Source organism: Macrococcus lamae, assembly GCF_004359545.1.
In the GTDB taxonomy this organism is placed as follows: domain Bacteria; phylum Bacillota; class Bacilli; order Staphylococcales; family Staphylococcaceae; genus Macrococcus; species Macrococcus lamae.
Genome location: NZ_SCWB01000013.1, coordinates 23633 through 45580 on the forward strand (window position 1 = coordinate 23633; position 21948 = coordinate 45580).

Below are 21948 nucleotides of genomic sequence, written 5' to 3' on the forward strand. Positions count from 1 at the left end.
TTATTGTACAATAAAACCACGATGAGTGATAGTATCCCATCGTGGTCAGCTGCTACAATGAATCGATGAATTGATTGACTTCTTCTTTAGTCTTTTTGTCTCTTGAGACAAATCGGCCGGTCTCTTTTCCTTCATTGAAGGCGATAAAACTCGGAATCCCCATGACATCATATTGGACGGCAAGGTCCATAAATTCATCTCGGTCAACAGAAACAAACTGATAATCAGGATGTGCTGCTTCTATTTCAGGAAGTGCCGGGGCAATAAAGTGACAGTCAGGACACCATCCCGCTGTATACATTACAATCGAAGGTTCTTTAATCAGTTCTTGAAAATCCTGTTCGTTATTTAATTTAATCATATGCTCTCTCCTGTCATAATTTGCTGGTCTCCCGGCTTGATAATCCGGGCATTTTTCATCATTCTGTAAACAAAGTAACTGATGAGTCCAGGCAGCAGAAAATGAAATAACCCGATCTGCAGCCATGTAGTAATAGAAGACCCCATCGTCTTAATCGTCATAATCTGGCCGACAAATCCACTCGTACCCATTCCTGCCCCTGCAGCTGCATTTTTCATCGGCCAGAACATCGTCATGAGCGGTGCTGTAATAATGCTTGCGATAGCAGGAGGGACAAGGATGAACGGATTTCTCATGTAGTTTGGAATCTGAATCTTACTTGTCCCGATGCCATGAGCAATCACTCCCTGTATACCATTATCCCCGTAACTTGTCACTGCGAAACCAATCATATGACAGCAGCAGCCAATTGTAGCAGCGGCGGCGGCAGTTCCTTCAATATTCAACATCAAGGCCAGGGCAGCGCTTGAAATCGGACTCGACAGCGTGAGACCGAACACAAGCGCAACAAGTATTCCCATAAGAAACGGCTGCTGCGTTGTTGAAAATGTGATAAATTCGCCGATACTTGCCATTAATGTGGCAATGAACGGCCCGATTAACTTAGCAATCAGACCACCTATCAACAGTGTCAATAGCGGTGTCAATAAAATATCGACTTTAGTTCTGCCGCTGTACAGACGACCAAGCTCAGTTGTTACAAGAGCGACAACATACGTGCCGGCAGCGCCCCCGAGTTCATACCCGTACATACCTGTCACAGCGCTCGAGAAAATAACAAGCGGCTTCGCTCCGAGTCCGTAAGCGACACTGACCCCTACAGCAGCGCCAGTATACTGTTTTGCGAGCTTCCCGATTTCCAGCAGCAGACTCGTATCAAAAAATGGTTTTAATTCAGTTCCGGCAGTTTCAATAATAAGACCGATAATCAGAGAACTGAATAGACCTAGTGCTAAAAAGCTCATACCATCAATAAACCAACGCTTTAAATAAGCTTTCATCCCCTTCACCTCATCATCAGTATAGCGGAAAAAATTAAGAGAAACATTAACAATTTACAATTTTAAATTTTTGATTGCTATCTGAATGATGTAGAGAAAATATAATTTCACGCATTTAAGAGAGATTAAATGCGTGACAACAAAAAACCAGGCATCAGCCTGGCCTTATTTCTGTTCGATAATATTTAAGAATCGTTTCAAAGCATCACTTTTCGGATGGTTGAAGATCTCATCAGGTGTACCGATTTCTTCAATACGACCTTCATGAATAAATGCGATTTTACTTGCGACGTTTTTTGCAAAATTCATCTCATGCGTGACAATCACCATTGTCATCCCTTCACGTGCGAGGTCTTTCATAACGTCAAGTACATCCATGACGAGTTCTGGATCAAGTGCTGACGTCGGTTCGTCAAACAGCATGACTTTCGGGTTCATCGCAAGTGCCCGTGCAATACCAACACGTTGCTGCATCCCGCCGGATAGTCCCGCGGGATACTGATTACCAACTTGCTCAAGACCTACTTTACGCAATAAGTCGAGACCGATTTTCTCAGCTTCTGCCTTAGACATTTTCTTGACTGTGACCAGTCCTTCAATGACATTTTCAAGTGCCGTCATATGCGGGAACAGCTGATAGTTTTGGAATACCATACCTGACTTCTGACGTACTGCAATCTGACTCCGTCGATTATTATTGGAATAACTAACTCCGTCTACAATGACCTGACCGGACGTCGGCAGCTCCAGTGCATTGATCATCCGCAGCAGCGTCGTTTTACCAGACCCACTACGTCCAATCAATACAACTACTTCTCCGTTTTCAACTGACAGATCCACACCTTTTATTACTTCTTTATCGCCAAAGCTCTTATAGATATTAATAAGCTCAATCATATCGTATACTTCCTTTCAAGACGCCGCTCATACATTCCTTGAAGCACCGAGATAATGAAACAGACGACCCAGTACATGGCAGCGACGAGTAAGTAAATAGACAGAAACTCATAAGAGGTTGCAGCGACTTCCTGTGCTTTACGGAACATCTCTGCCACAAGAATAAATCCTAAAAGCGATGTATCTTTGATTAAGCTTAAAAAAGTGTTCCCTAGAGACGGAACCGAGACTCGTATCGCCTGTGGCAAGATAATTCTGCGCATTGTCATCCACTCACTCATTCCGATAGAGTAAGCTGCTTCGCGCTGCCCTTTTGGAATAGATAAAATACCTCCGCGAATGATTTCAGAAGCATAGGCACCGACATTCAGGCTTAAACCGATAACAGCCGCAACTGCAGACCCAAGTGTCAACTGCTGATCAGGATCACCGGTAATTAATCGTCCGATTTCAGGAATCCCATAAAAAATGATAAACAGCTGAACAATCATCGGCGTTCCTCGAATAATTGAAACATAGAAACGCGCGATAGTCTGTAAAAAAACATTGTTAGATACACGCATTAAAGCAGTTGCCAGAGCAATGATCAATCCTAAAATAAATGTCACTATTGTAATCGGTATTGAAAATTTAACTAGACCTTCCAGCATCGGCAAAAATGCCTGCTGAGCAGCATTTAAAGCATGCTGCTGTTCTTCATTAAGGTTTTGAAACATCGTCACCAAACCATTTCTTACTGATCTTAGACAGCTCGCCGTTATCTTTCAACGTTTTCAATGCTTTGTTGATGTCATCGATAACAGACTGATCAGTTTTCTTAGTAAATACAAACGCTGACTCACTTTTCTCTGCATCGCCTTCAATGACTTTCACGTCAGCTGATTTCTTCTGTTTCAAGTAATCCAGTACTGATAATTTTTCATTAAATGTACCTTCCACTCGGTTGGATAATACAAGTTCCATCGACTGATTGAAGCCTTCCACTTGAGTGATCTCAGCACCATGGTCTTTTGCAATTTTACCGTAGTTAGATGTTAACGTCTGTGCGAGTTTCTTTCCTTTAACGTCGTCGAATGATTTAATGTCGTCATTTCCTTTACGTGTCACTAGGACAGCACTTGTATAAGTGTAAGGTTCTGAAAATTTGTATTTTGCTTTACGTTCATCGTTAATACCAACCTGGTTCGCAACAGTCGTAAAACGTCCGGAGTTCAGTCCTGAAAACATTGAATCCCACTGTGTTTCTACAAATTTAACTTTATAACCCGCTTCTTTAGCGACTGCTTCTGCTACTTCTACATCATAACCTGTCAATTTGTCCTGCTTGTCATGATAGCTGAATGGTGCGTATGTCCCTTCAGTCCCGATAGTTAATACTTTCTCTTTCTTTGCTGAATCTTTCTTTGAATTATCATTGTTCTGCCCGCATGCTGCCAAAACAAAAATCATTGCTGCCAATATCCATAAAAACTTTTTCATCTTTATACCACTCCTATTCTTATCGTTCCACTCGGAATAATATTAATTGTATCTGAAACCATCGTTTAGTCAACTAAAAGATTTTAGACATAGTCAAAACTTGAATTTTTTCTGTAATCTAAGATAATGAATATAAGGAAAAGGAGGTTTCCCATGAATAAAAAATGGTGGATTGGTTCCTCAATCGTCGTTGCTGCTTTAGTCGCCGGTTATCTGTTCAGCAGAAGATACAGACTGATGAATCCTGAACTGCTTCTTGAAGATATGAAAAAGAAATTCAATGGCGTTGAATCATCTTTCATTGTCTATACCCCGGAACGCTACAAAAAATTCGGTGTTGAGACACAAGTTTATCGCGGCGGCGTTACAACTAACTTTGATAATTATAAGGAAGAGTTTGAATTTATTGTCGATGCTTATACCGGACAGTTGATTGACTGTGTTGAAATGACTCATGAAAATTAGTAACCAGGCAGAGTGATCTGCCTGGTTTTTACTTGAGGAATATATTTTGTGTTAAATGCCTGAATGATCATTTTCACGCATTAAGAAGAATCTATTTACTCGAAACTTTTTTTGCTTCGACTGAGAGTGAATCAAACGCCTGCTTCATTCTGCTCAGCCCTTCTTTTAAGCGTTCACGGTCGCAAGCTAGGTTCAGTCTGAAGTGAGTACTTTCACCGATTTCATAAGTACTGCCGATACCGACAGCAATCTTCCCTATATGCTGAAGTGCCTGCTGGACGGTCTGTTCGTCGTGTCCGCTCTTACTGAAATCAATCCACATCAAAAACGTTGCATCAGGGATTCGCACGTCCAGTGCATCACTTAACTCGTCATCAACAAATTGTTTAACCATCTGCATATTTTCTTCAATATACTGATTCACTTCATCGACCCAGTCGGCGCATTCCATATAGGCTGCCTGTACAGCGCAGTTGATCAATGGATTTGTACTGCCTAGTCCGTAGACTGATATGAGCTTGCGATTCAGATCGAGTGTCAAGTACCGATGTTTTGTGATATAGAAACTATGCGGCAGTCCTGAAATATTGAAAGTTTTACCGAGACATGTAACGACGATAATTGGGCTGTCCGGTTTCATCCAGTTAACCAGTGTCTGATGCCCATCTGGATGTCGGACAAAATCCATATGTATTTCATCTGCAATAATAAATACATCATGTGCAGCACAGATTTCCACGACGGTGTCGAGCTCTTCTTTAGTGAACACTTTACCTGTCGGATTGTGCGGATTGCACAATAAAAAAATTTTGTTCTCCGGCTTTTTACATAACGATTCAAAGTACTCCATATCCATGGTATAGTTCAACCCATTATCAATCAATGGTGCTTCTATAATTGTTCTTTTATTTCCTTCAATCAGATTGATGAAATTATTGTAGCTTGGTGTATTGATGATAATCCCGTCACCAGAGTGAGTCAATGTTCTGATGACCTCTGTAATTGTGAACAGAACGGTCGGTGCATAGTGCACGTCACTGTTCATCACCTTTGCATTGAAACGTGTCTGATACCAATGCTTAACAGCATCATAGAAATGATCTGTATTCCACTTCGAATAACCGATTACTGGATGGTCGAGCCGCTTTTTCATAGCTTCAATAATAGGCTGCGGCGTCTTGAAATCCATATCTGCAATCCAGAAAGGCAGCAGGTCATCATGATCATAAATCAGATCCATTGCATCGTATTTAATGCAGTCTGTTCCTGCTCTATCTATCTGCTCATCAAAATTATACACTGACGACCGGCTCCCTTCTCATTTCCTCGATGATTTCTCCCCCATCGAATTTCACCGCAAAGTGACGAACATCGTGATAGAAGATATACCAGGCATCTTGATAGCATTCAAACAGCTCTTCTTTCTGAAAAATTGAATCCATTGGATAATCATCATAAGCAGTCACCCATAATGGATTGCGGTGTGCAGTAGTCGGCAGCAGGTCAGCCATGTGAACAGCGCGTTCACCACCATCTTTAATTTCTATCACACTGTGCCCTTCGCTATGACCGCCTGTATGGATCATTGTGATGCCAGGACAGATTTCAATTTCGTCTGTAAATGGTTCCACCATTTCTTCTATACCTTCGTAGTTCATTTTCCAGTAGGTTGCTTTGCTGCGGATATTAGGATTTCTCATTTCGTCCCATTCTGACTGCGATGTAATGATTTTTGCATTCTTAAATACTGGTTCGCCTGTACTTGACGTCAGCCCAAGTGCATGGTCAAAGTGCATATGACTCATCATAATAACATTGATATCATCTGTCGATAGATTCAGTCGGCTAAGTTCATCAGCTATATTACTTTCAAAGTTGACACCGTAGTTTCTTTTCCGTTTGTCATCAAGTTTCCCGTTACCTACCCCGCTGTCAATCAGCATGTTGCCATATTCCGACTGTATTAGGATCGGGTATGTCACAAGCGGCACCTGATTATTATCATTATGAGGGTACTTCTTCTGCCAGAGCGGTTTTGGTACAACACCGAATGTCGCACCGCCGTCCATCTGTGTGATACCGCCATTTAACGGTGTCAATTTAAACTTGCCTATATTAAGCATACAAATTCCCCCATTCCCTTTTATTCTACATGAAAATTCTGAATTGTTAAAACACAAAAAATCCTGGAAATTATCCAGGATTTTCTTGTGTTGATATTATTTAAACGTTGCTTCCAGCCGGTTAATACGGAATCCTCTGTTAGAGAATTTCTCTTCATATTCCGTCTTGATATTATCCTCTGGTTCATTAGTATGTAAATCCAGGTTGATATTCTTCAGTTTCATGCCGAACTGACTCATGCTTTCAAGCGAGAATTCAAATAAATGCTGATTATCAGTCTTAAAATGAATTTCTCCGTCTTCTGCCAGTACCTGTTTGTACAGCTTTAGAAAATTCTCATGTGTCAGGCGGCGTTTTGCGTGTCTTGTCTTCGGCCATGGGTCTGAGAAGTTCAAGTAGATGCGGCTGACTTCACCATCCTGGAAGTATTCAGGCAGTTTTTCTGCATCCAGTGTCAACAGCCTTAAATTCTCTATGTTCTGTTCAACCGCTTTTTCAACTATTCGGATCATGACATTTTTATCACGTTCAATACCGATATAGTTAATATGAGGATTGTGTTTTGCCATCTCTGTAATAAATCGTCCCATGCCACTTCCGACTTCGATATGAATGGGCTGGTTGTTGCCAAACCAGTCAGTGATCTGCTGCTTTCTTTCATCACCGATACTGACAATCGCATCATGATCAAGCAAATATTCTTCTGCCCATGGTTTATTGCGCATTCTCATTAATTGTTCTCCTTATATAAAACGATTCATCATCAGCACGTCATTTAAAAAATAAAGCCATTCGTTCATGTCCTGATAACGATTTTTCTCTTCATACCACTCCACCATCGCAATAGCCTGGATAATGGTATACCATTTCATACGTTTCCTTAAATCAAGTGTATCTTGTATTCCGTATTTACTTAACCATACAGACCACTCGGCGGGTTCAATATATGTATATAGAATCATTCCGATATCAATCGCAGGATCTGCAATCATCGCACCTTCCCAGTCAACCAGGAACAGTTCATCCTGTTCTGACAGCAGCCAGTTGTTGTGATTGACGTCACCGTGACAGACAGTATAGAACGCTGAATTCATATTCGGCATATGTTCTTCCAGATATAGCAGTGACTTTCTGACTACATGGTGGGACAGAACGTTCCTCGATAATGAGGAGTTGATTTTTTTCAGCAGCATCGCTGGATACATCGGTTCCATCTCAAGCCTTTTTAACATATTGAGCAGCGGCGTCGATTTATGGATTTTTCTTAACATCAGTGCCACACGATTGGATTTCATTTCATCATGCATTAATGACCTGCCGTTTTTCCAGTGCTGTGCTGTTACTACCTCACCTGTCTCAATTCGTTTTGTCCAAACAAGTTTCGGTACAATGCCTTCAGCTGAAAGCGCCGCAAGAAAGGGACTGGAATTTCGTTTCAGGAATAGTTTTCTGCCATCCTGTTCAGCCATATATGCTTCGCCTGAAGCACCACCTGCCGAATCCAGTGTCCATCCTAATTGATAGAAATGTTCCAACGTGTTCACCTCCATTTTCGAAAAAAGAAAAGGCTCGAGATATAATCAAGAGCCTTATCTATACTACACGTCGAGTAGTGACTTGTTTAAATTTTAAACCCTTCTACTTTGGAATTCAAGCGGAAAAGTTACTCAAAATCTATTGACATTTTGCGAAGTGCCTTGCAGCAACGTTCCAGCGGAGAAATTATTTTATCATCTTTATTTTCGTTTCAAACGCCTGCTGTAACTTTTTAACTATAGGTCCTGGTTCGCCGATCACTTGATCATCGATCTGATTGACAGGTGTGATTTCAAGTGTTGTGCTGGAGATGAACACTTCATCAGATGTAAGAAGATCATCATGGCCGAATGTTTCTTCATGAAACGGGATTGCAAGTTCCTGTGAACATTCTTTGATCACTCGTCTTGTAATACCATTTAAAATTAAATTGTCAGCCGGATGAGTATAAATGGCACCGTCTTTAACTCTATAGACATTGCTTGATGCTCCTTCGGTGACTACGCCATCTCTAATCTGTATCGCTTCAACTGCTCCAGCCTGAACTGCCTTCTCCTTGTTCAGCACATTAGCCAGCAGGTTAAGACTCTTAATATCACAGCGCAGCCAGCGAATATCTTCAGTTGATATCGTCTTTACACCGTTCTGCATTCCTTTGAGTGGCCGCTCAGCTGTATAAGTGTACATCAAAGTGACAGGTTCTGTTGCAGGTACCGGAAATGCATGATTACGTGCTGCAACACCGCGTGTCAACTGAATATAGATATTACCGTTAACAAGGTCATTCCTATCAACCAGCTGTTCGCAAATTTGAATGTAATCATCTACTGACTTCGGTGCAGACATCTTAATTTCACCGGCACTACGCACTAATCTTTCAAAGTGCTCGCGAGCAGTAAACAATCTACCTTCGTATACTCTGACTACTTCGTAAACGCCGTCACCAAACTGATAGCCCCGGTCATTGTAGTCAAGCGATACAGCATCGTCATGAAATTCACCGTTGTAGTATATAACTCCCATCTTTAATCCTCCACACAAACAGCGTGAATGGCTTCCAGATAAATAGCGGTTGCATCAAATAACTGCTTCTTCGTCATATATTCATTTTTCTGGTGCATCAAGTCGACTGAGTCTTTGAACATGGCACCGAAAGCGACGCCTTTTTCCAGGTTACGAGCGTAAGTTCCCCCACCGATTGTATAAGGCTCAGTCATATCACCTGTCTGATTGCGGTAAGCGGTCAGCAGCTTACCAATGAATGGGTCATTTTTATCCACATAGTGCGGTTCCTGGTGCGTATTCACAACAATGTCAAATCCCTGTTCTTTAATTTGATCAGTAAAACCCGCAATTTCTGTCGTGAAGTCAAACCCAGTTGGATAGCGCAGGTTGACACCGTAATGTCCGCCGTCTATATCCGTATAACTGATTACGCCGATATTCGTCGTCAGTCTACCCATCTCAGCGTCTTCAAACGCCATATTCATCTTCTCACCGAAATGAGATTCGAATAAATAGCGGTCGCCGAGTGCAACAAAAGCCTTTGCTTTTTCGTCCAGTGACAATGTATTCAGGAAGTTCACTAAAAACATACCTGCATTGACACCGATAGATGGATCCATGCCGTGGACTGATTTTCCTTCAATCTGAAGGAGCAGACTGCCACTGACGACAGTTGCTTTGCCGGTCAGCTGATGATCATGCAAATAATTATCAAAAGACTGCAGCACGAAATCCATTTTTTCTCTGACAGCAAGTTTCGCCTCAGCAAAGTCCGGCACCATATTATAGCGCTCACCGGCATTCAGTGCTTTCAGTTCAACTTCTGGTGCTGTAACATCCTCTTTAGAACTGTTCTGAATAATATCGAATGTTGTAAGACCTTTTTCTCCGTGAATCAGTGGGAAATCTGCATCTGGTGCGATACCTAGGTTCGGCATCTCTTCGGTCTGGAAGTAACGGTCAGTACACATCCAGCCTGATTCCTCATCAGTTCCAACAATCAAGTGAATTCTTTGCTTGAAATCAACATTCATATCTTCCAGAATTTTTACTGCATAGTAAGCAGCGATAGTCGGCCCTTTATCGTCAAGTGTTCCACGAGCAATAATCTTATCTTCTGTTTCGACGGGATTAAATGGATCAGTATCCCACCCACTGCCCGGTGGTACCACATCCACGTGGCATAGAATTCCAAACAATTCACTGCCTTTGCCCATCTCAATGCGACCGGCGATATGATCGACATCTACATGTTTAAAGCCATCACGTTCCGCGAGTTTGTACATGTATTCCAGTGCTTCTCTTGGACCCGGCCCGACAGGTGTTTCTTTAGACATCAAACTATCGTCTCTGACACTGTTGATCGCCAGTAATCCTTTTAAATCTTCTACCATTGCCTGTTCATATTCTGCAACTTGTTCTCTCCAATTCATATAAATCCCCCTATCGTCAATACTATTATCTTACATGAAAAATCGGTGTTTTAAAATGAAATAAACAAAAAAAGCTGTCTATAGTAGACAGCTCGAAATCATTACTTTAAAAGATCGCGATCAGTGACGGTATGAATATTATTAACTCCACCGCCGCCTTCATCATCAAAAGTAGCTACTTGCTCATGAGTATCTCGTTGAGTTTTAGGAAAACGTTCATTGTTAATGCTATTGTCGCTTTTTACTGTGTCAGCTACTGTTTTCTTCACTTTTTCAGCTAAAGTTGGTTTAACACCCGGTGAATCAATATTTGATTTCTGGACTTTATTCAGTACACGGTCAAGATTTTCTTTCTTGGAGAAGTAGGCTGCCGCTGCAGTACCTCCAATAACTAATGCTGCTCTTAATAATCCTGCTTGTTTCGCCATAGTTAAATTCCTTTCTTATTTGAAGAAGTTGAATTTTTAGCTTTGTCGACTTTGTTCATTACACGGTCTAAATTCTCTTTCTTAGAGAAATACGCCGCTGCTGCAGTGCCTCCGATAACTAATGCTGCTCTTAATAATCCTGCTTGTTTTGCCATAGTTAAAACACCTCTTTTGTATGATTTGTATTTAAAGTATACCCGGCGTTTTAAGTATTAAACCATATTATTTAGTTTTAACAAGATTGATATCCAAATTATTTAGTTTTTTATACTGACCTGGAAGAAGCGTTGCATCAAGTGTCAGTTCTCCCATTTTAATACGTTTTAAATAAGTGACTTTCATATCGACCGCTTCAAACATCCGCTTGACTTGATGAAACTTGCCTTCCTGTATCGTCACTTCTATCTCACTGTTAGTATCGGCAGACAGCACCTTTAATACAGCAGGCATCGTTTGATAACCATCGTCCAGCGTCAGGCCAGATGCAAACTGTGTAATGGTCTGAGCTGTCACAAAACCAGCAATCCGAGCGAAGTATGTCTTATCGACATGTTTTTTCGGACTGAGCACATCATGACTGAACTGACCGTCATTTGTTAAGATCAGCAGTCCTTCTGTATCTTTATCCAGCCGGCCGACCGGATGCAGTGCATAGTGCTGATAGTCAGGTATGAGATCGATGACAGTCTTGTGGATCTTATCTTCAGTCGCACTGATAACACCTGCGGGTTTGTTCATCATCAAGTAGACAAGTGGTTCATAATGAACAATTTCGCCGTCAATAGCGATGAGGTCATCGTCTGGACTGATTTTAATATCCGACTTCCTTACTGTTTCATTGTTTACAGTGACCCGCCCTTTTCTGATCAGATGTTTGACTTCCGACCGTGTTCCATTGCCGGTATCTGCCAAAAATTTGTCCAGTCTCATGCTCATCTTACTTTCCTAGCAAGTTTTGCTACACGTCCGCCAAGATATTTTTCTGCGAGGCCAGTTCTCAGTGAAATATACCCATAGAACAAACCACCGACTGCTGCACAGATGATCAGAATAATCAGTGCATCCCATTTATCTCTGACGCTCAAGAATTGTATCAGACCAAGATAGACTATTTCTACAATTAATACCATCAATAAGCTGTAAAGAAGAATCTGCGAAATTTCCGTAACCGTTGAGCGGAATTTGAAATACGCATATTTTTTAATCACGAGTAGATTACAGATAATTGCAACAGTCAGTGCAATCGCCGTGCCAATGACTGCGCCAACCGTCCCAAACATAACGATAAGCGGCAAGTTAATGACTGCTTTAATCACTAATGACAGAATGACTATCCAGACCGTCATCGCCTGCTTGTCAATTCCTTGCAGCATGGCGGAAGTAACGGACAACAGAGCGATTAATATTCCGACGGGTGCATAGTAATATAGAATATGATTGGCCATCGAATCGAAACTATAGAATGAAGTATAAAGTGGTGCAGCAAGTACCATGATTCCGAGCGATGCAGGAACCGTCAAAAACATCAGCAGCCCGATTGACGTTCTGATCTGATGATGCATTGCTCTTATTTGTCCAGATGCATGGGCCTTCGTAATAGCAGGAACGAGACTGATCGCAAAACCTGACGCAAGCGACGTCGGAATCATGACGAGTTTATTCGTTGTTAAGTTCAGCATCGTCAAAAGCGAATCGTGCATCTCTACTGGGACTCCAGCCATATCAAGCCCTCTATTATGAGTGAACTGATCAATGATTAAATATATCGGGAAGCAGAGACTGACGATGACAAACGGAATACTGTATAGCAGAATTTCCTTATACATTTCCCGGTAGCCGACTTCGGTTTCTGTGTGATCCTGTTCGATCATCTGATCGATATGAGGTTTTCGTTTCCGCCAGTAATACCATAAAGTCAGCAGTGCAAATACAGCACCAATCGCAGCGGCAAATGTCGCCACTTCATTGGCAAGCAGAATATTGCCGCCCATATACCTCATGACGAGAAACGCACCGCCAAGAAGGAAGATAATGCGGGCAATCTGCTCAATGACTGTAGAGACAGCAGTTGGTCCCATGGAATCATAGCCCTGGAAAATCCCTCTGAATGTTGCAAGAAACGGGATAAAGATCACGGCGAAGGATATGACACGAATGATTTCAGTGATGTCCTTAACACTCCAGGCATCTGTTCCTGGAAGCGGATTATGCTTGGCAAGTGTTGCTTCAGCAATCATCGGCGCCAGTAAATACAGAATAATAAAGCCAAGTATCCCGGTCAGTGACATGACGACAAGACTTGACTTATAGAGCTTCTGACTGACTTTATAAGCACCTATCGCATTGTACTTAGAGACATATTTTGCAACGGCAAGCGGTACTCCAGCCCCGGCAATGACAAGCATGACAGTATACGGATTATAGGCATAGTTATAAGGTGCGAGATTTCTTTCTCCACCGATAATCGCATAGAATGGAATGACATAGAGTATTCCGAGAACCTTTGTAATAAATATGCTGGCTGTTAAAATAAATGTACTTCTCACCAGCGAACTGCTTTGTGACATATTTTCATCCCTAACTCTCTAGATTTAAACTAAAGATATCTTATCATCTTTAATTGCGATACACTACTTTTATATGAAAAACACGACAAAAAGGAGACTCATATGTATCAGACAATCGTTATCGGCGGCGGGCCGAGCGGACTGATGGCAGCTATCAGCGCAAGCATGTCAGGCGACCGCGTGCTATTGATTGACAAAAAGAATCAGCTCGGACGGAAGCTGCAAATATCAGGCGGTGGACGCTGCAATGTGACCAATCGTCTGCCGTACGAAGAAATTATTAAACACATTCCGGGTAACGGTCGCTTTTTATACAGCGCATTCAGTACATTCGACAATGAAAGCATCATCGCATACTTTGAATCACGCGGCGTCAAGCTGAAAGAAGAAGATCACGGTCGCATGTTCCCTGTGTCAAATAATGCTAAAGATGTTGTCAGCACGCTCCTTAATCATCTGCAGGAAAATCATGTGGATATCAGAACAGATGTCAAAGTAGAATCATTGCTGTTATCTGACGGCAGAATTATCGGCGTGACAACAGACAGCGAAGATATTCCTGCAGCTCAGATTATTATCGCTACAGGTGGGAAAAGCGTTCCGCAGACGGGTTCAACAGGAGACGGCTATGTCTTTGCTGCGCAGGCAGGTCATACCATCACCGAACTGTTTCCAACGGAAGTACCCATCACTTCACGGGAATCATACATCAAATCTAAAGTGCTGCAAGGATTGAGTCTACAGAACGTTGGATTAAGCGTGTTGAAGAAAAATGGCAGACCCGCTATCACTCATCAGATGGATATGCTGTTTACGCACTTCGGTATTTCAGGTCCGGCTGCACTTCGCTGTTCGCAGTTCGTTTACAAAGAACAGCAGCGACAGAAAAAGCAGGACATCATCATGTCAATCGACAGTTTTCCTGAACAATCGCCAAGTGAATTAACTCAGCGGGTCACTCAGTTATTGAACGAGGCACCTGACAAGACGCTTAAAAACAGTCTTAAAGGCTTAGTGCAGGAACGTTGGCTGCTCTTTTTGCTCGAGCAGGCTGATATAACTGCTGACCAGACGGCACATCACGTAAAGAAAGAGCAGCTCAGTCAGTTTATTCAGCTTCTGAAGAACTTTACATTGACAGTGAACGGCACATTATCAATTGATAAAGCATTCGTTACCGGAGGCGGTGTGTCGGTCAAAGAAATTGTTCCGTCAACGATGCAGTCCAAGCTTCATGACAACCTCTATTTCTGCGGGGAAGTGCTGGATATCCATGGTTATACAGGCGGCTACAATATTACGAGTGCGCTTGTCACCGGTTATGTAGCAGGTTACAACTGCAGAACACAGTTAACGTCTCATTAAAAAAGCGATCGGCTCTTGTGAGCTGATCGCTTTTTAGCTATCTTTCTATTGCTGCCATCCCGCCTAAGACATTATAAGCATTGAAGTCATGTTCTCTTAAGTATTCTGTGACTTTCTCGCTTCTGACGCCATGTGCACACAAAATATAATATGGCTCATTCACTTTCAACGTATGCATGTTATCAGGAATATCATTCATCGGAATATGAATCGCCGCATCCAGCATTCCCACCTGAACTTCAAACTCTTCACGAATATCTATGATGTTTGGATTCTCACCTTGTTCCAGCTTACTCAGCAGTTCTCCAGCTGTTATTTCGTAATCCATATATCCTCCTAGTTCGCAACAATATTAACTAATTTATTTGGTACTGCAATGACTTTACGTACTGTTTGACCTTCAATCGCTGTTTTGATCTCCGGAACGTCTAGCGCCAGTGCTTCCATCGCTTCTTTGTCCGTATCCTTAGCAATCATTGTCTTCAGTTTCAGCTTACCGTTCACTTGAATGACAATTTCAACTTCATCATCTATAAGTTTACTCTCATCATATGATGGCCATTCAGCATAAGTGATCGTTTCTGTATGTCCGAGTTTTTGCCATAGTTCCTCTCCGATATGCGGTGCAATCGGTGCAAGCATCTTCACAAATCCTTCAACATACCCTTTGTTGATGGTGTCCTGTTTGTAACACTCATTAATGAACACCATCAGCTGAGAAACGGCAGTATTGAAGCCTAGAGTCTCGTAATCTTCTGTCACTTTTTTTACAGTCTGATGGTAGACTTTATCAAGCGCAGGGGTGGCATCTTCCGTTACTTTTGCGCTGACTGTCCCCTGCTCAGTAATCAGCAGACGATAAATACGATCCAGGAAGCGACGTGCGCCGTCCACCCCCGTTGTACTCCAGGCGATAGATGCCTCAAGTGGCCCCATGAACATTTCATAAAGTCTCAAAGTGTCTGCCCCATGAGAGTTCACAATTTCATCAGGATTAACGACATTGCCTTTCGATTTACTCATTTTCTCATTGCCTTCACCGAGAATCATGCCCTGGTTGACAAGCTTCTGGAACGGCTCTTTCGTGGACACGACACCGATGTCATAGAGCACTTTATGCCAGAACCGTGCGTACAAGAGATGCAGCACTGCATGTTCTGCTCCCCCGATATAGAGATCAACCGGCAGCCATTCTTCAAGTTTCTTCGGATCAGCTAACGCCTCATCGTTATGCGGATCGATGTAGCGAATATAATACCAGCAGCTGCCTGCCCATTGCGGCATCGTATTTGTTTCACGGCGTCCTTTCATTCCAGTCACAGGATCCGTCACATTGATAAAATCTTCAATGACAGCGAGTGGTGATTCTCCCGTACCAGACGGCTTGATTTTATCCGTCTTCGGCAGCATGAGCGGCAGTTCTTCTTCCGGAACAGTCGTCATCGTACCATCTTCCCATGTAATGACAGGAATCGGCTCACCCCAGTAACGCTGACGTGAGAACAACCAGTCGCGCAGCTTGTAGCTGACTTTCTTACTACCGATATTTTTCGCTTCAAGCATTTCAATCGCACGAGTAATCGCATCTTCTTTGTTCAGACCATCAAGCTCACCTGAATTGATATGCGGACCGTCACCAATGTATGGCTCACTTGTCACGTCGCCGCCTTCAACCACCGGGATAATTTCAAGGTCAAACTGCTGTGCGAATTCAAAGTCGCGTTCATCATGTGCAGGAACTGCCATGATGGCACCTGTACCGTATGACGCCAGGACATAGTCAGCAATCCAGATCGGCATCTGCTTGTCAGTGAATGGATTGACTGTATATGCTCCTGTAAAGACGCCTGTTTTTTCTTTGGCAAGATCAGTACGTTCAAGATCAGATTTTCGGGCAGCCTGCTCTTGATATGCTTTGACAGCATCACGCTGTTCTGCTGTTGTAATTGAATCAATCAATTCGTGTTCTGGAGACAGTACAGCATAGGTCGCACCGAATATTGTATCTGGACGAGTCGTGAACACATCAAATGACTGGTCTGTTCCTTCAATTGTAAAGGTTGCTTCAGCCCCTTCTGAACGGCCGATCCAATTGCGCTGCATATCTTTAAGTGATTCCGGCCAGTCAAGATCATCAAGATCTTCTAGCAGGCGGTCAGCGTATTCAGTAATTTTAAGTACCCATTGACGCATCGGTTTACGGACGACTGGATGACCACCACGTTCTGAGAGTCCGTCAATCACTTCTTCATTGGAAAGAACTGTTCCAAGTGCAGGACACCAGTTAACTGGAATTTCATCGACATAAGCAAGCCCTTTGTTATACAGCTGAATAAAAATCCACTGCGTCCATTTATAGTAACCGGGATCTGTTGTATTCACTTCACGATCCCAGTCGTAGCTGAAGCCCAGCTCCTGAATCTGTCGCTTGAATGTCTGAATATTCATATATGTAAATTCAGCAGGGTCATTTCCCGTATCAATTGCATATTGCTCAGCCGGAAGTCCGAACGCATCCCAGCCCATCGGATGCAGAACGTTGTAACCCTGCATACGCTTAAAGCGTGAGACGATATCAGTTGCTGTATACCCTTCCGGATGACCGACGTGAAGACCGGCACCAGACGGATACGGGAACATATCGAGTGCGTAAAATTTCTTCTTCTGTGAATTTTCTTCTATTTTAAAAGTGTTGTTGTCAGCCCAGTACTGCTGCCATTTTTTTTCGATGTCGTTATGGTTAAAGTTCATGTGATTTCCTCCTTGAAATAAATAAAGACAGTCATCCCTGTAAGAGGGACGACTGTCATATAGACAACCGCGGTACCACCCGCAATTCACTGTTAAGTGCAGCTCATCGTGATTCTATTGTATATACTCCGGCAAGTTCGCTGTCATCATTATCAGTTTGCACCGCCACTGACTCTCTTTAAAATGATTTCCAGTTACTACTCCAGTTACTCTCTACTATAAAATGTTTAAATCAATTGTGCAAGAAGTTTTTTTTGGTTAAATTATTTATCAATTATGATAGAAAGTGGAGGTGACTTGTGGAAATTGTAAAGAGACGTGGTCAGGAGAGATGGCAGCACCAATTGATGCGCACTGCTTTAAATGAAACTGAACGACTTGATGTACAAAAACAGCAGCAAGGATTAAATGGTGAGAAGTTATTTGAAGAGCTTGTCATGCGTTATGTCGACCATGGCAGTGCATATTTTGATTTAAGATTGACTGTATTTGATAAAGAATTTCAGATTGACTGTTTAATTGTAATGCAGGACGATATTTATATCTTCGAAGTGAAATGGTCAAACTATGATATTGTCGTGAAAGACGGACGTTATTATTTCTCCGATACCATGAACGAGATTACCAGTTATTCACTGCAGAAAGACCGTACTCCTAAACTGATCAATGAATTTTTAAAGAAGCATCAACTGAATTATACATGGCATTACTATCATGTCTTCATCAACCCGGAACAGCAGGTTTACGGTGTCCAACAAGTAGACCACTGTTTTCATTATTACACCGCCATTTCCTTGCTGCGTCAGACTTCAGCGGTTCCGTGTTTTTATCCTCATGATCATCTTCACGATATACTTATAAAAGAACACATTGTTAAATCCCGTCACGAGAAAGATTATTCAATAGAGTTTAAAGATTGCGGAAAAGGCGTCCTTTGCGAGTGCGGCACCAGGTTTCTGGAAAAGTGCAGTAATCGTCTTTACACGTGTCACTGCGGGAAGCACTATAGTGCAGATAAGTACTTGAAACTTGCGGCTGCCGAACTTGAACTCTTATTTCCGGATCAACCATTAAATGTGAGACATATGATGATCTGGACAGAAAACTCTGTCAGCAGAAAGACCGTGAGCCGATTTCTGTCAAAAAGCTATCAGAAAATAGGTCAGAAAAAAGGAACTCATTATAAAAAATTGATGCAGTAAATGTTATGAGACTTTCACCGATGAAATTTTAAGTGAAAGTCTCATATTATTGTTTTATGGGACTTTCAGTCGCAAATCCTCTCGTGAAAGTCCCATAACCTAAAAGAATCCTCCGCATCGGAAGGATTCCAGTATTAATCTTCAACTAATCGACGGTCGTAGATTTTCAAGAAGAAAAAGCTTACAACCAGTAAAACGATCATAGCATAGAACATGATCTGCATATTATATAGATCAACGATAACCCCGCCGAAAAGAGGTCCAATAGCGCGACCGAGCGTCGCCGTGGAGTTAACGATTCCCTGGTAGACACCGAGCCTGCCTTCTGGTGCCAGCTGATTAGCGATTGTCGGCACAGCCGGCCAGACAAACATTTCTCCGATTGTTAGAATAACCATCCCGATGATGAACATCGTGAATGTTTCAGCAAAACTCGTTAAAATGTAAGACACGATAAATATTGCCAGACCTACAGCTATCTGCTGTTTGATTTTTCCTGCCATACGATTAATCACTGGATTAATCAGCGGCTGACCGATAATAATCAACATCCCGTTCAGTGCCCAGAGAAAACTATACTGCTTCAAGCTGATACCGATGTCCTGAGTATAACTTGAGATTGTTGTCTGCCACTGTACGTAACCGATCCAGCATAAACAGTACATGACGCAGATTAAAAGCAATGCGTTAAATTTCGTCTTATCCTTGACTTCACCGACATTCTTCAGCTGATTACCACCAGTCGCACCGCCGTGCACTCCTCTATATCCCAATGCTGCGATAAAGAAAAAGATGACATATAATATTAAATTGGCGACGAAAATATATTCAAACTTCAAATCTGCGACAAATCCACCGGCGGCTGCACCGATGGCCACACCAATATTCTGCGCGAGATAAATCGCATTGAATGTTTTGCGTCCACCTTCAGGCCATGCAGCTCCAGCCATTGCATAGATCGATGGAAAAATCATGCCAGACCCAAATCCGAGCACAATCAACCAGACAGCGTACCAGGGCCAGCCGTGCAGAAAAGTCATGCCGATCAAGCTGAGCAGAGCAATGACTATGCCGGTTAAAGTGGATAAATAACCGCCGATCTTATCGAATAATGATCCACCGATTAAATTACCGGCGACCGATGCCCCGGAGTTCAGCATAAGAACAAACCCCGCTGTACTTAAACTTCTTCCGAGTTCATCATGTATGTATATTGTATTAAGCGGCCAGATGAAACTTGCTCCAGTGACATTGACCGCCATCCCTATAATTAACAACCAGATTATACGCGGCATAAACACGGCTCCTTATGATTTCCTTATTATAGACTATCTTTTTTTTCACCGCAGTACAACGTTTTATGTTAAAATCCTACAATAAGAAAGGTGAGAGATATGGAACATTTTAAATATGCACTCGATAATAAACGTTATCATACATGGAATTACCATCTTCGTCAGAAATTCGGTCAGAAGATTTTCAAAGTCGCCCTTGAAGGTGGTTTTGACTGTCCGAACCGTGACGGCACAGTAGCACACGGCGGCTGTACATTCTGTTCAGTCGCAGGCTCAGGAGACTTCGCCGGTGACCGAGTTGATCCGATTCCCGTTCAGTTTGAAAAAATCAAGAACCGCACACACGAAAAATGGAAGGACGGCAAGTATATTGCCTACTTCCAAGCCTATACAAACACGCATGCCCCGCTTCACGTCCTGAAAGAAAAATATGAGGCAGCACTCGCGCAGGAAGGGGTCGTCGGTCTGTCCATCGCAACACGTCCTGACTGTCTGCCGGACGATATCGTTGAGTACTTAGCTGAACTGAACGAGCGCACATATCTTTGGGTGGAACTTGGACTGCAGACTGTTCATCAGCAGACGTCCGACTTGATCAACCGTGCACACGATATGCAGTGTTATTATGAAGGGGTCGCAAAACTACGCAAACACAACATAAATATCTGCTCTCATATCATTAATGGACTACCAGGCGAAGATTATAATATGATGATGGAAACAGCGCATGCCGTTTCTGACATGGACGTTCAAGGCATTAAGATTCATCTGTTGCACTTACTTAAAGGCACTCCAATGGTCAAACAGTACGAAAAAGGTAAGCTTGAATTTATGACTAAAGACGATTATGTCTCACTTGTCGCTGACCAGCTCGAAATCCTGCCGCCCGAGATGATCATCCACCGTATTACAGGAGACGGACCGATTGAACTGATGATTGGTCCGATGTGGAGCGTCAATAAATGGGAAGTACTGAACGCTATCGACAAAGAGCTTATTGACCGCGACAGCTGGCAAGGAAAAAAACAGGAAGTCATCCATGAAGCTTAAAGGAATCCTGCCTTTTTCAAAATTTTTAATTGACCAATTTGTATCGAGAGCAGACATCGTCGTTGATGCCACATGTGGTAACGGCAATGATACACTTTATCTAGCTGAGCGCGTACCAAATGGACATGTCTTTGCCTTTGACATTCAGGAAACTGCAATCAGTAATGCAAAGCATAAAACATCTGCTCATCAAAATATTACATTCATCCTTGACGGACATCAGAACGTCGACCAGTATTTACCGGACAGTGAAATCAGCTGTGCGATTTTTAATCTCGGTTATCTGCCTAAAGGTGATAAATCTATTGTCACTTTACCTGACACAACGATTACAGCTATCCAGAAATTATTCGCATGTTTAAAGGTGGGCGGTATTATCATTTTAGTCATTTATCCTGGCCATGCTGAAGGTCAGATTGAAAAAGAGGCAGTGCTTGAATTCTTGAAGTCTTATAATCAGGATACTGCACACATATTAAAATATGAATTCATCAATCAACGCAATAATCCACCGTTTGTTTGTGCCATAGAAAAAAGGTAAGCCCTCAGGCTTACCTTTTTTAATCGCAAATAGACATGACTGCTTCAAAATGTTTACGCAAGTTATCCCTATTTTCCTTTATAGCTTTACAAGCTACTTTAACAATTTTATCCTTATCAGCTGCTTTTTCTTCATTGTAATGAATAATCACTGTCCGCTCATCGTCGGACGGTCTCTCTTTACTGATCCAGCCTTTACTTACGAGGTTGTTAAAGAAGCGAGTTCGCTTATAAGGTTTGATGTCTATAAATTTGTCTAAATCTTTCATAGCCATTGGACCATTGTCCCATAAGGCAACCATCACAAGGTATTCATTTTTAGACAAACCAAATTCATCGGCAATCTTTATGAACACATCATCAATTTCCTGCTGCAGTTCATTAAGTATAACCATGTCTTTGACTTCATTGACGTCGCGAGACATAAAATCCCCACCTCTGTAAGTTTA

The 21948-nt window shown here is 42.3% G+C and carries 24 protein-coding genes; 5 read left to right on the forward strand and 19 right to left on the reverse strand.

Annotated features, from left to right (window positions below; genetic code table 11):
- Positions 1–52: 52 nt before the first annotated feature.
- The 5 genes from ERX29_RS07935 to ERX29_RS07955 form a co-directional block, all read right to left on the reverse strand.
- On the reverse strand, positions 53–361 hold the full coding sequence (locus tag ERX29_RS07935; protein ID WP_133444179.1) for a thioredoxin family protein: 309 nt from the start codon (positions 359–361) through the stop codon (positions 53–55).
- A complete protein-coding gene (locus tag ERX29_RS07940) occupies positions 358–1362 on the reverse strand; it encodes a PTS sugar transporter subunit IIC (RefSeq protein ID WP_133444180.1) in 1005 nt (334 codons plus the stop codon). Before ERX29_RS07940 ends, ERX29_RS07935 begins: the two co-directional genes overlap by 4 nt.
- 165 nt (positions 1363–1527) lie before the next feature.
- Positions 1528–2259 (reverse strand): amino acid ABC transporter ATP-binding protein, encoded by a 732-nt coding sequence (locus tag ERX29_RS07945; RefSeq protein WP_133444181.1) that lies wholly within the window; start codon positions 2257–2259, stop codon positions 1528–1530.
- Positions 2256–2975 (reverse strand): amino acid ABC transporter permease, encoded by a 720-nt coding sequence (locus ERX29_RS07950; protein ID WP_133444182.1) that lies wholly within the window; start codon positions 2973–2975, stop codon positions 2256–2258. The genes ERX29_RS07945 and ERX29_RS07950 overlap by 4 nt, the downstream gene beginning before the upstream one ends.
- Positions 2959–3738: an amino acid ABC transporter substrate-binding protein gene (locus ERX29_RS07955; RefSeq protein WP_133444183.1), complete on the reverse strand. Its 780-nt coding sequence runs from the start codon at positions 3736–3738 to the stop codon at positions 2959–2961. Before ERX29_RS07955 ends, ERX29_RS07950 begins: the two co-directional genes overlap by 17 nt.
- A 153-nt stretch (positions 3739–3891) precedes the next feature.
- Between ERX29_RS07955 and ERX29_RS07960 the strand changes: the two genes are divergently transcribed.
- Positions 3892–4203, forward strand: coding sequence for a PepSY domain-containing protein (locus tag ERX29_RS07960; RefSeq protein WP_133444184.1), 312 nt, complete (start codon positions 3892–3894; stop codon positions 4201–4203).
- Positions 4204–4294: 91 nt separating this feature from the next.
- Here ERX29_RS07960 and ERX29_RS07965 read toward each other — a convergent pair whose 3' ends face one another.
- The 10 genes from ERX29_RS07965 to ERX29_RS08005 form a co-directional block, all read right to left on the reverse strand.
- Positions 4295–5503, reverse strand: coding sequence for a MalY/PatB family protein (locus ERX29_RS07965; RefSeq protein WP_133444185.1), 1209 nt, complete (start codon positions 5501–5503; stop codon positions 4295–4297).
- The gene (locus ERX29_RS07970; protein WP_424960632.1) at positions 5496–6326 is read right to left on the reverse strand and encodes an MBL fold metallo-hydrolase; all 831 of its coding nucleotides are present in this window, start codon (positions 6324–6326) and stop codon (positions 5496–5498) included. Before ERX29_RS07970 ends, ERX29_RS07965 begins: the two co-directional genes overlap by 8 nt.
- 96 nt (positions 6327–6422) lie before the next feature.
- Complete coding sequence (gene trmB, locus ERX29_RS07975; RefSeq protein WP_133444186.1) at positions 6423–7058, reverse strand: tRNA (guanosine(46)-N7)-methyltransferase TrmB; 636 nt, start codon at positions 7056–7058, stop codon at positions 6423–6425.
- 12 nt (positions 7059–7070) lie between these two features.
- Positions 7071–7862: a phosphotransferase family protein gene (locus tag ERX29_RS07980; protein WP_133444187.1), complete on the reverse strand. Its 792-nt coding sequence runs from the start codon at positions 7860–7862 to the stop codon at positions 7071–7073.
- A gap of 187 nt (positions 7863–8049) precedes the next feature.
- Complete coding sequence (gene dat / locus ERX29_RS07985) at positions 8050–8886, reverse strand: D-amino-acid transaminase (protein ID WP_133444188.1); 837 nt, start codon at positions 8884–8886, stop codon at positions 8050–8052.
- 2 nt (positions 8887–8888) lie between these two features.
- A complete protein-coding gene (gene pepV, locus ERX29_RS07990) occupies positions 8889–10301 on the reverse strand; it encodes a dipeptidase PepV (protein WP_133444189.1) in 1413 nt (470 codons plus the stop codon).
- Positions 10302–10402: 101 nt separating this feature from the next.
- Positions 10403–10729, reverse strand: a complete 327-nt coding sequence (locus ERX29_RS07995; protein WP_133444190.1) for a hypothetical protein — start codon at positions 10727–10729, stop codon at positions 10403–10405.
- Between the two features lie 2 nt (positions 10730–10731).
- Positions 10732–10884 carry a hypothetical protein gene (locus ERX29_RS11000; RefSeq protein ID WP_165981115.1) on the reverse strand — a complete coding sequence of 51 codons (153 nt, stop codon included), beginning with the start codon at positions 10882–10884 and terminating at the stop codon, positions 10732–10734.
- Between the two features lie 67 nt (positions 10885–10951).
- The gene (locus tag ERX29_RS08000) at positions 10952–11665 is read right to left on the reverse strand and encodes a pseudouridine synthase (RefSeq protein WP_207999181.1); all 714 of its coding nucleotides are present in this window, start codon (positions 11663–11665) and stop codon (positions 10952–10954) included.
- A complete protein-coding gene (locus ERX29_RS08005; protein WP_133444192.1) occupies positions 11662–13296 on the reverse strand; it encodes a putative polysaccharide biosynthesis protein in 1635 nt (544 codons plus the stop codon). Before ERX29_RS08005 ends, ERX29_RS08000 begins: the two co-directional genes overlap by 4 nt.
- A gap of 102 nt (positions 13297–13398) precedes the next feature.
- On the opposite strand from ERX29_RS08005, the gene ERX29_RS08010 reads away from it, so the two are divergent.
- Positions 13399–14661 carry a BaiN/RdsA family NAD(P)/FAD-dependent oxidoreductase gene (locus ERX29_RS08010; RefSeq protein ID WP_133444193.1) on the forward strand — a complete coding sequence of 421 codons (1263 nt, stop codon included), beginning with the start codon at positions 13399–13401 and terminating at the stop codon, positions 14659–14661.
- 37 nt (positions 14662–14698) lie between these two features.
- Here ERX29_RS08010 and ERX29_RS08015 read toward each other — a convergent pair whose 3' ends face one another.
- Together ERX29_RS08015 and leuS are read right to left on the reverse strand one after the other, a co-directional pair.
- Entirely contained in the window at positions 14699–14989 is a 291-nt protein-coding gene (locus ERX29_RS08015; RefSeq protein WP_133444194.1) for a rhodanese-like domain-containing protein, read from the reverse strand.
- An 8-nt stretch (positions 14990–14997) separates the two neighbouring features.
- Positions 14998–17412, reverse strand: a complete 2415-nt coding sequence (gene leuS, locus ERX29_RS08020) for a leucine--tRNA ligase (protein ID WP_133444195.1) — start codon at positions 17410–17412, stop codon at positions 14998–15000.
- A gap of 299 nt (positions 17413–17711) precedes the next feature.
- Between leuS and ERX29_RS08025 the strand changes: the two genes are divergently transcribed.
- The gene (locus ERX29_RS08025; RefSeq protein WP_133444196.1) at positions 17712–18614 is read left to right on the forward strand and encodes a nuclease-related domain-containing protein; all 903 of its coding nucleotides are present in this window, start codon (positions 17712–17714) and stop codon (positions 18612–18614) included.
- A gap of 134 nt (positions 18615–18748) precedes the next feature.
- On the opposite strand, the gene ERX29_RS08030 is transcribed toward ERX29_RS08025, so the two are convergent.
- Positions 18749–19915 carry an MDR family MFS transporter gene (locus ERX29_RS08030; RefSeq protein WP_133444197.1) on the reverse strand — a complete coding sequence of 389 codons (1167 nt, stop codon included), beginning with the start codon at positions 19913–19915 and terminating at the stop codon, positions 18749–18751.
- 93 nt (positions 19916–20008) lie between these two features.
- On the opposite strand from ERX29_RS08030, the gene mnmL reads away from it, so the two are divergent.
- Together mnmL and mnmM are read left to right on the forward strand one after the other, a co-directional pair.
- Complete coding sequence (gene mnmL / locus ERX29_RS08035; protein ID WP_133444198.1) at positions 20009–20959, forward strand: tRNA modification radical SAM protein MnmL/YtqA; 951 nt, start codon at positions 20009–20011, stop codon at positions 20957–20959.
- A complete protein-coding gene (mnmM, locus tag ERX29_RS08040; RefSeq protein WP_133444199.1) occupies positions 20949–21500 on the forward strand; it encodes a tRNA 5-(aminomethyl)-2-thiouridylate-methyltransferase MnmM in 552 nt (183 codons plus the stop codon). Before mnmL ends, mnmM begins: the two co-directional genes overlap by 11 nt.
- 19 nt (positions 21501–21519) lie before the next feature.
- On the opposite strand, the gene ERX29_RS08045 is transcribed toward mnmM, so the two are convergent.
- Positions 21520–21924, reverse strand: coding sequence for a transcriptional regulator, SarA/Rot family (locus ERX29_RS08045; RefSeq protein ID WP_133444200.1), 405 nt, complete (start codon positions 21922–21924; stop codon positions 21520–21522).
- Positions 21925–21948 lie beyond the last annotated feature (24 nt).

Excerpts from the sequence above, each read along its gene's own strand:
- ERX29_RS07935 (WP_133444179.1), bottom strand. The coding sequence starts at position 361 with ATGATTAAATTAAATAACGAACAGGATTTTCAAGAACTGATTAAAGAA.
- ERX29_RS07940 (WP_133444180.1), bottom strand. The coding sequence starts at position 1,362 with ATGAAAGCTTATTTAAAGCGTTGGTTTATTGATGGTATGAGCTTTTTA.
- ERX29_RS07945 (WP_133444181.1), bottom strand. The coding sequence starts at position 2,259 with ATGATTGAGCTTATTAATATCTATAAGAGCTTTGGCGATAAAGAAGTA.
- ERX29_RS07950 (WP_133444182.1), bottom strand. The coding sequence starts at position 2,975 with ATGTTTCAAAACCTTAATGAAGAACAGCAGCATGCTTTAAATGCTGCT.
- ERX29_RS07955 (WP_133444183.1), bottom strand. The coding sequence starts at position 3,738 with ATGAAAAAGTTTTTATGGATATTGGCAGCAATGATTTTTGTTTTGGCA.
- ERX29_RS07960 (WP_133444184.1), top strand. The coding sequence starts at position 3,892 with ATGAATAAAAAATGGTGGATTGGTTCCTCAATCGTCGTTGCTGCTTTA.
- ERX29_RS07970 (WP_424960632.1), bottom strand. The coding sequence starts at position 6,326 with ATGCTTAATATAGGCAAGTTTAAATTGACACCGTTAAATGGCGGTATC.
- trmB (WP_133444186.1), bottom strand. The coding sequence starts at position 7,058 with ATGAGAATGCGCAATAAACCATGGGCAGAAGAATATTTGCTTGATCAT.
- dat (WP_133444188.1), bottom strand. The coding sequence starts at position 8,886 with ATGGGAGTTATATACTACAACGGTGAATTTCATGACGATGCTGTATCG.
- pepV (WP_133444189.1), bottom strand. The coding sequence starts at position 10,301 with ATGAATTGGAGAGAACAAGTTGCAGAATATGAACAGGCAATGGTAGAA.
- ERX29_RS07995 (WP_133444190.1), bottom strand. The coding sequence starts at position 10,729 with ATGGCGAAACAAGCAGGATTATTAAGAGCAGCATTAGTTATTGGAGGT.
- ERX29_RS11000 (WP_165981115.1), bottom strand. The coding sequence starts at position 10,884 with ATGGCAAAACAAGCAGGATTATTAAGAGCAGCATTAGTTATCGGAGGC.
- ERX29_RS08000 (WP_207999181.1), bottom strand. The coding sequence starts at position 11,665 with ATGAGCATGAGACTGGACAAATTTTTGGCAGATACCGGCAATGGAACA.
- ERX29_RS08005 (WP_133444192.1), bottom strand. The coding sequence starts at position 13,296 with ATGTCACAAAGCAGTTCGCTGGTGAGAAGTACATTTATTTTAACAGCC.
- ERX29_RS08010 (WP_133444193.1), top strand. The coding sequence starts at position 13,399 with ATGTATCAGACAATCGTTATCGGCGGCGGGCCGAGCGGACTGATGGCA.
- ERX29_RS08015 (WP_133444194.1), bottom strand. The coding sequence starts at position 14,989 with ATGGATTACGAAATAACAGCTGGAGAACTGCTGAGTAAGCTGGAACAA.
- leuS (WP_133444195.1), bottom strand. The coding sequence starts at position 17,412 with ATGAACTTTAACCATAACGACATCGAAAAAAAATGGCAGCAGTACTGG.
- mnmL (WP_133444198.1), top strand. The coding sequence starts at position 20,009 with ATGGAACATTTTAAATATGCACTCGATAATAAACGTTATCATACATGG.
- mnmM (WP_133444199.1), top strand. The coding sequence starts at position 20,949 with ATGAAGCTTAAAGGAATCCTGCCTTTTTCAAAATTTTTAATTGACCAA.
- ERX29_RS08045 (WP_133444200.1), bottom strand. The coding sequence starts at position 21,924 with ATGTCTCGCGACGTCAATGAAGTCAAAGACATGGTTATACTTAATGAA.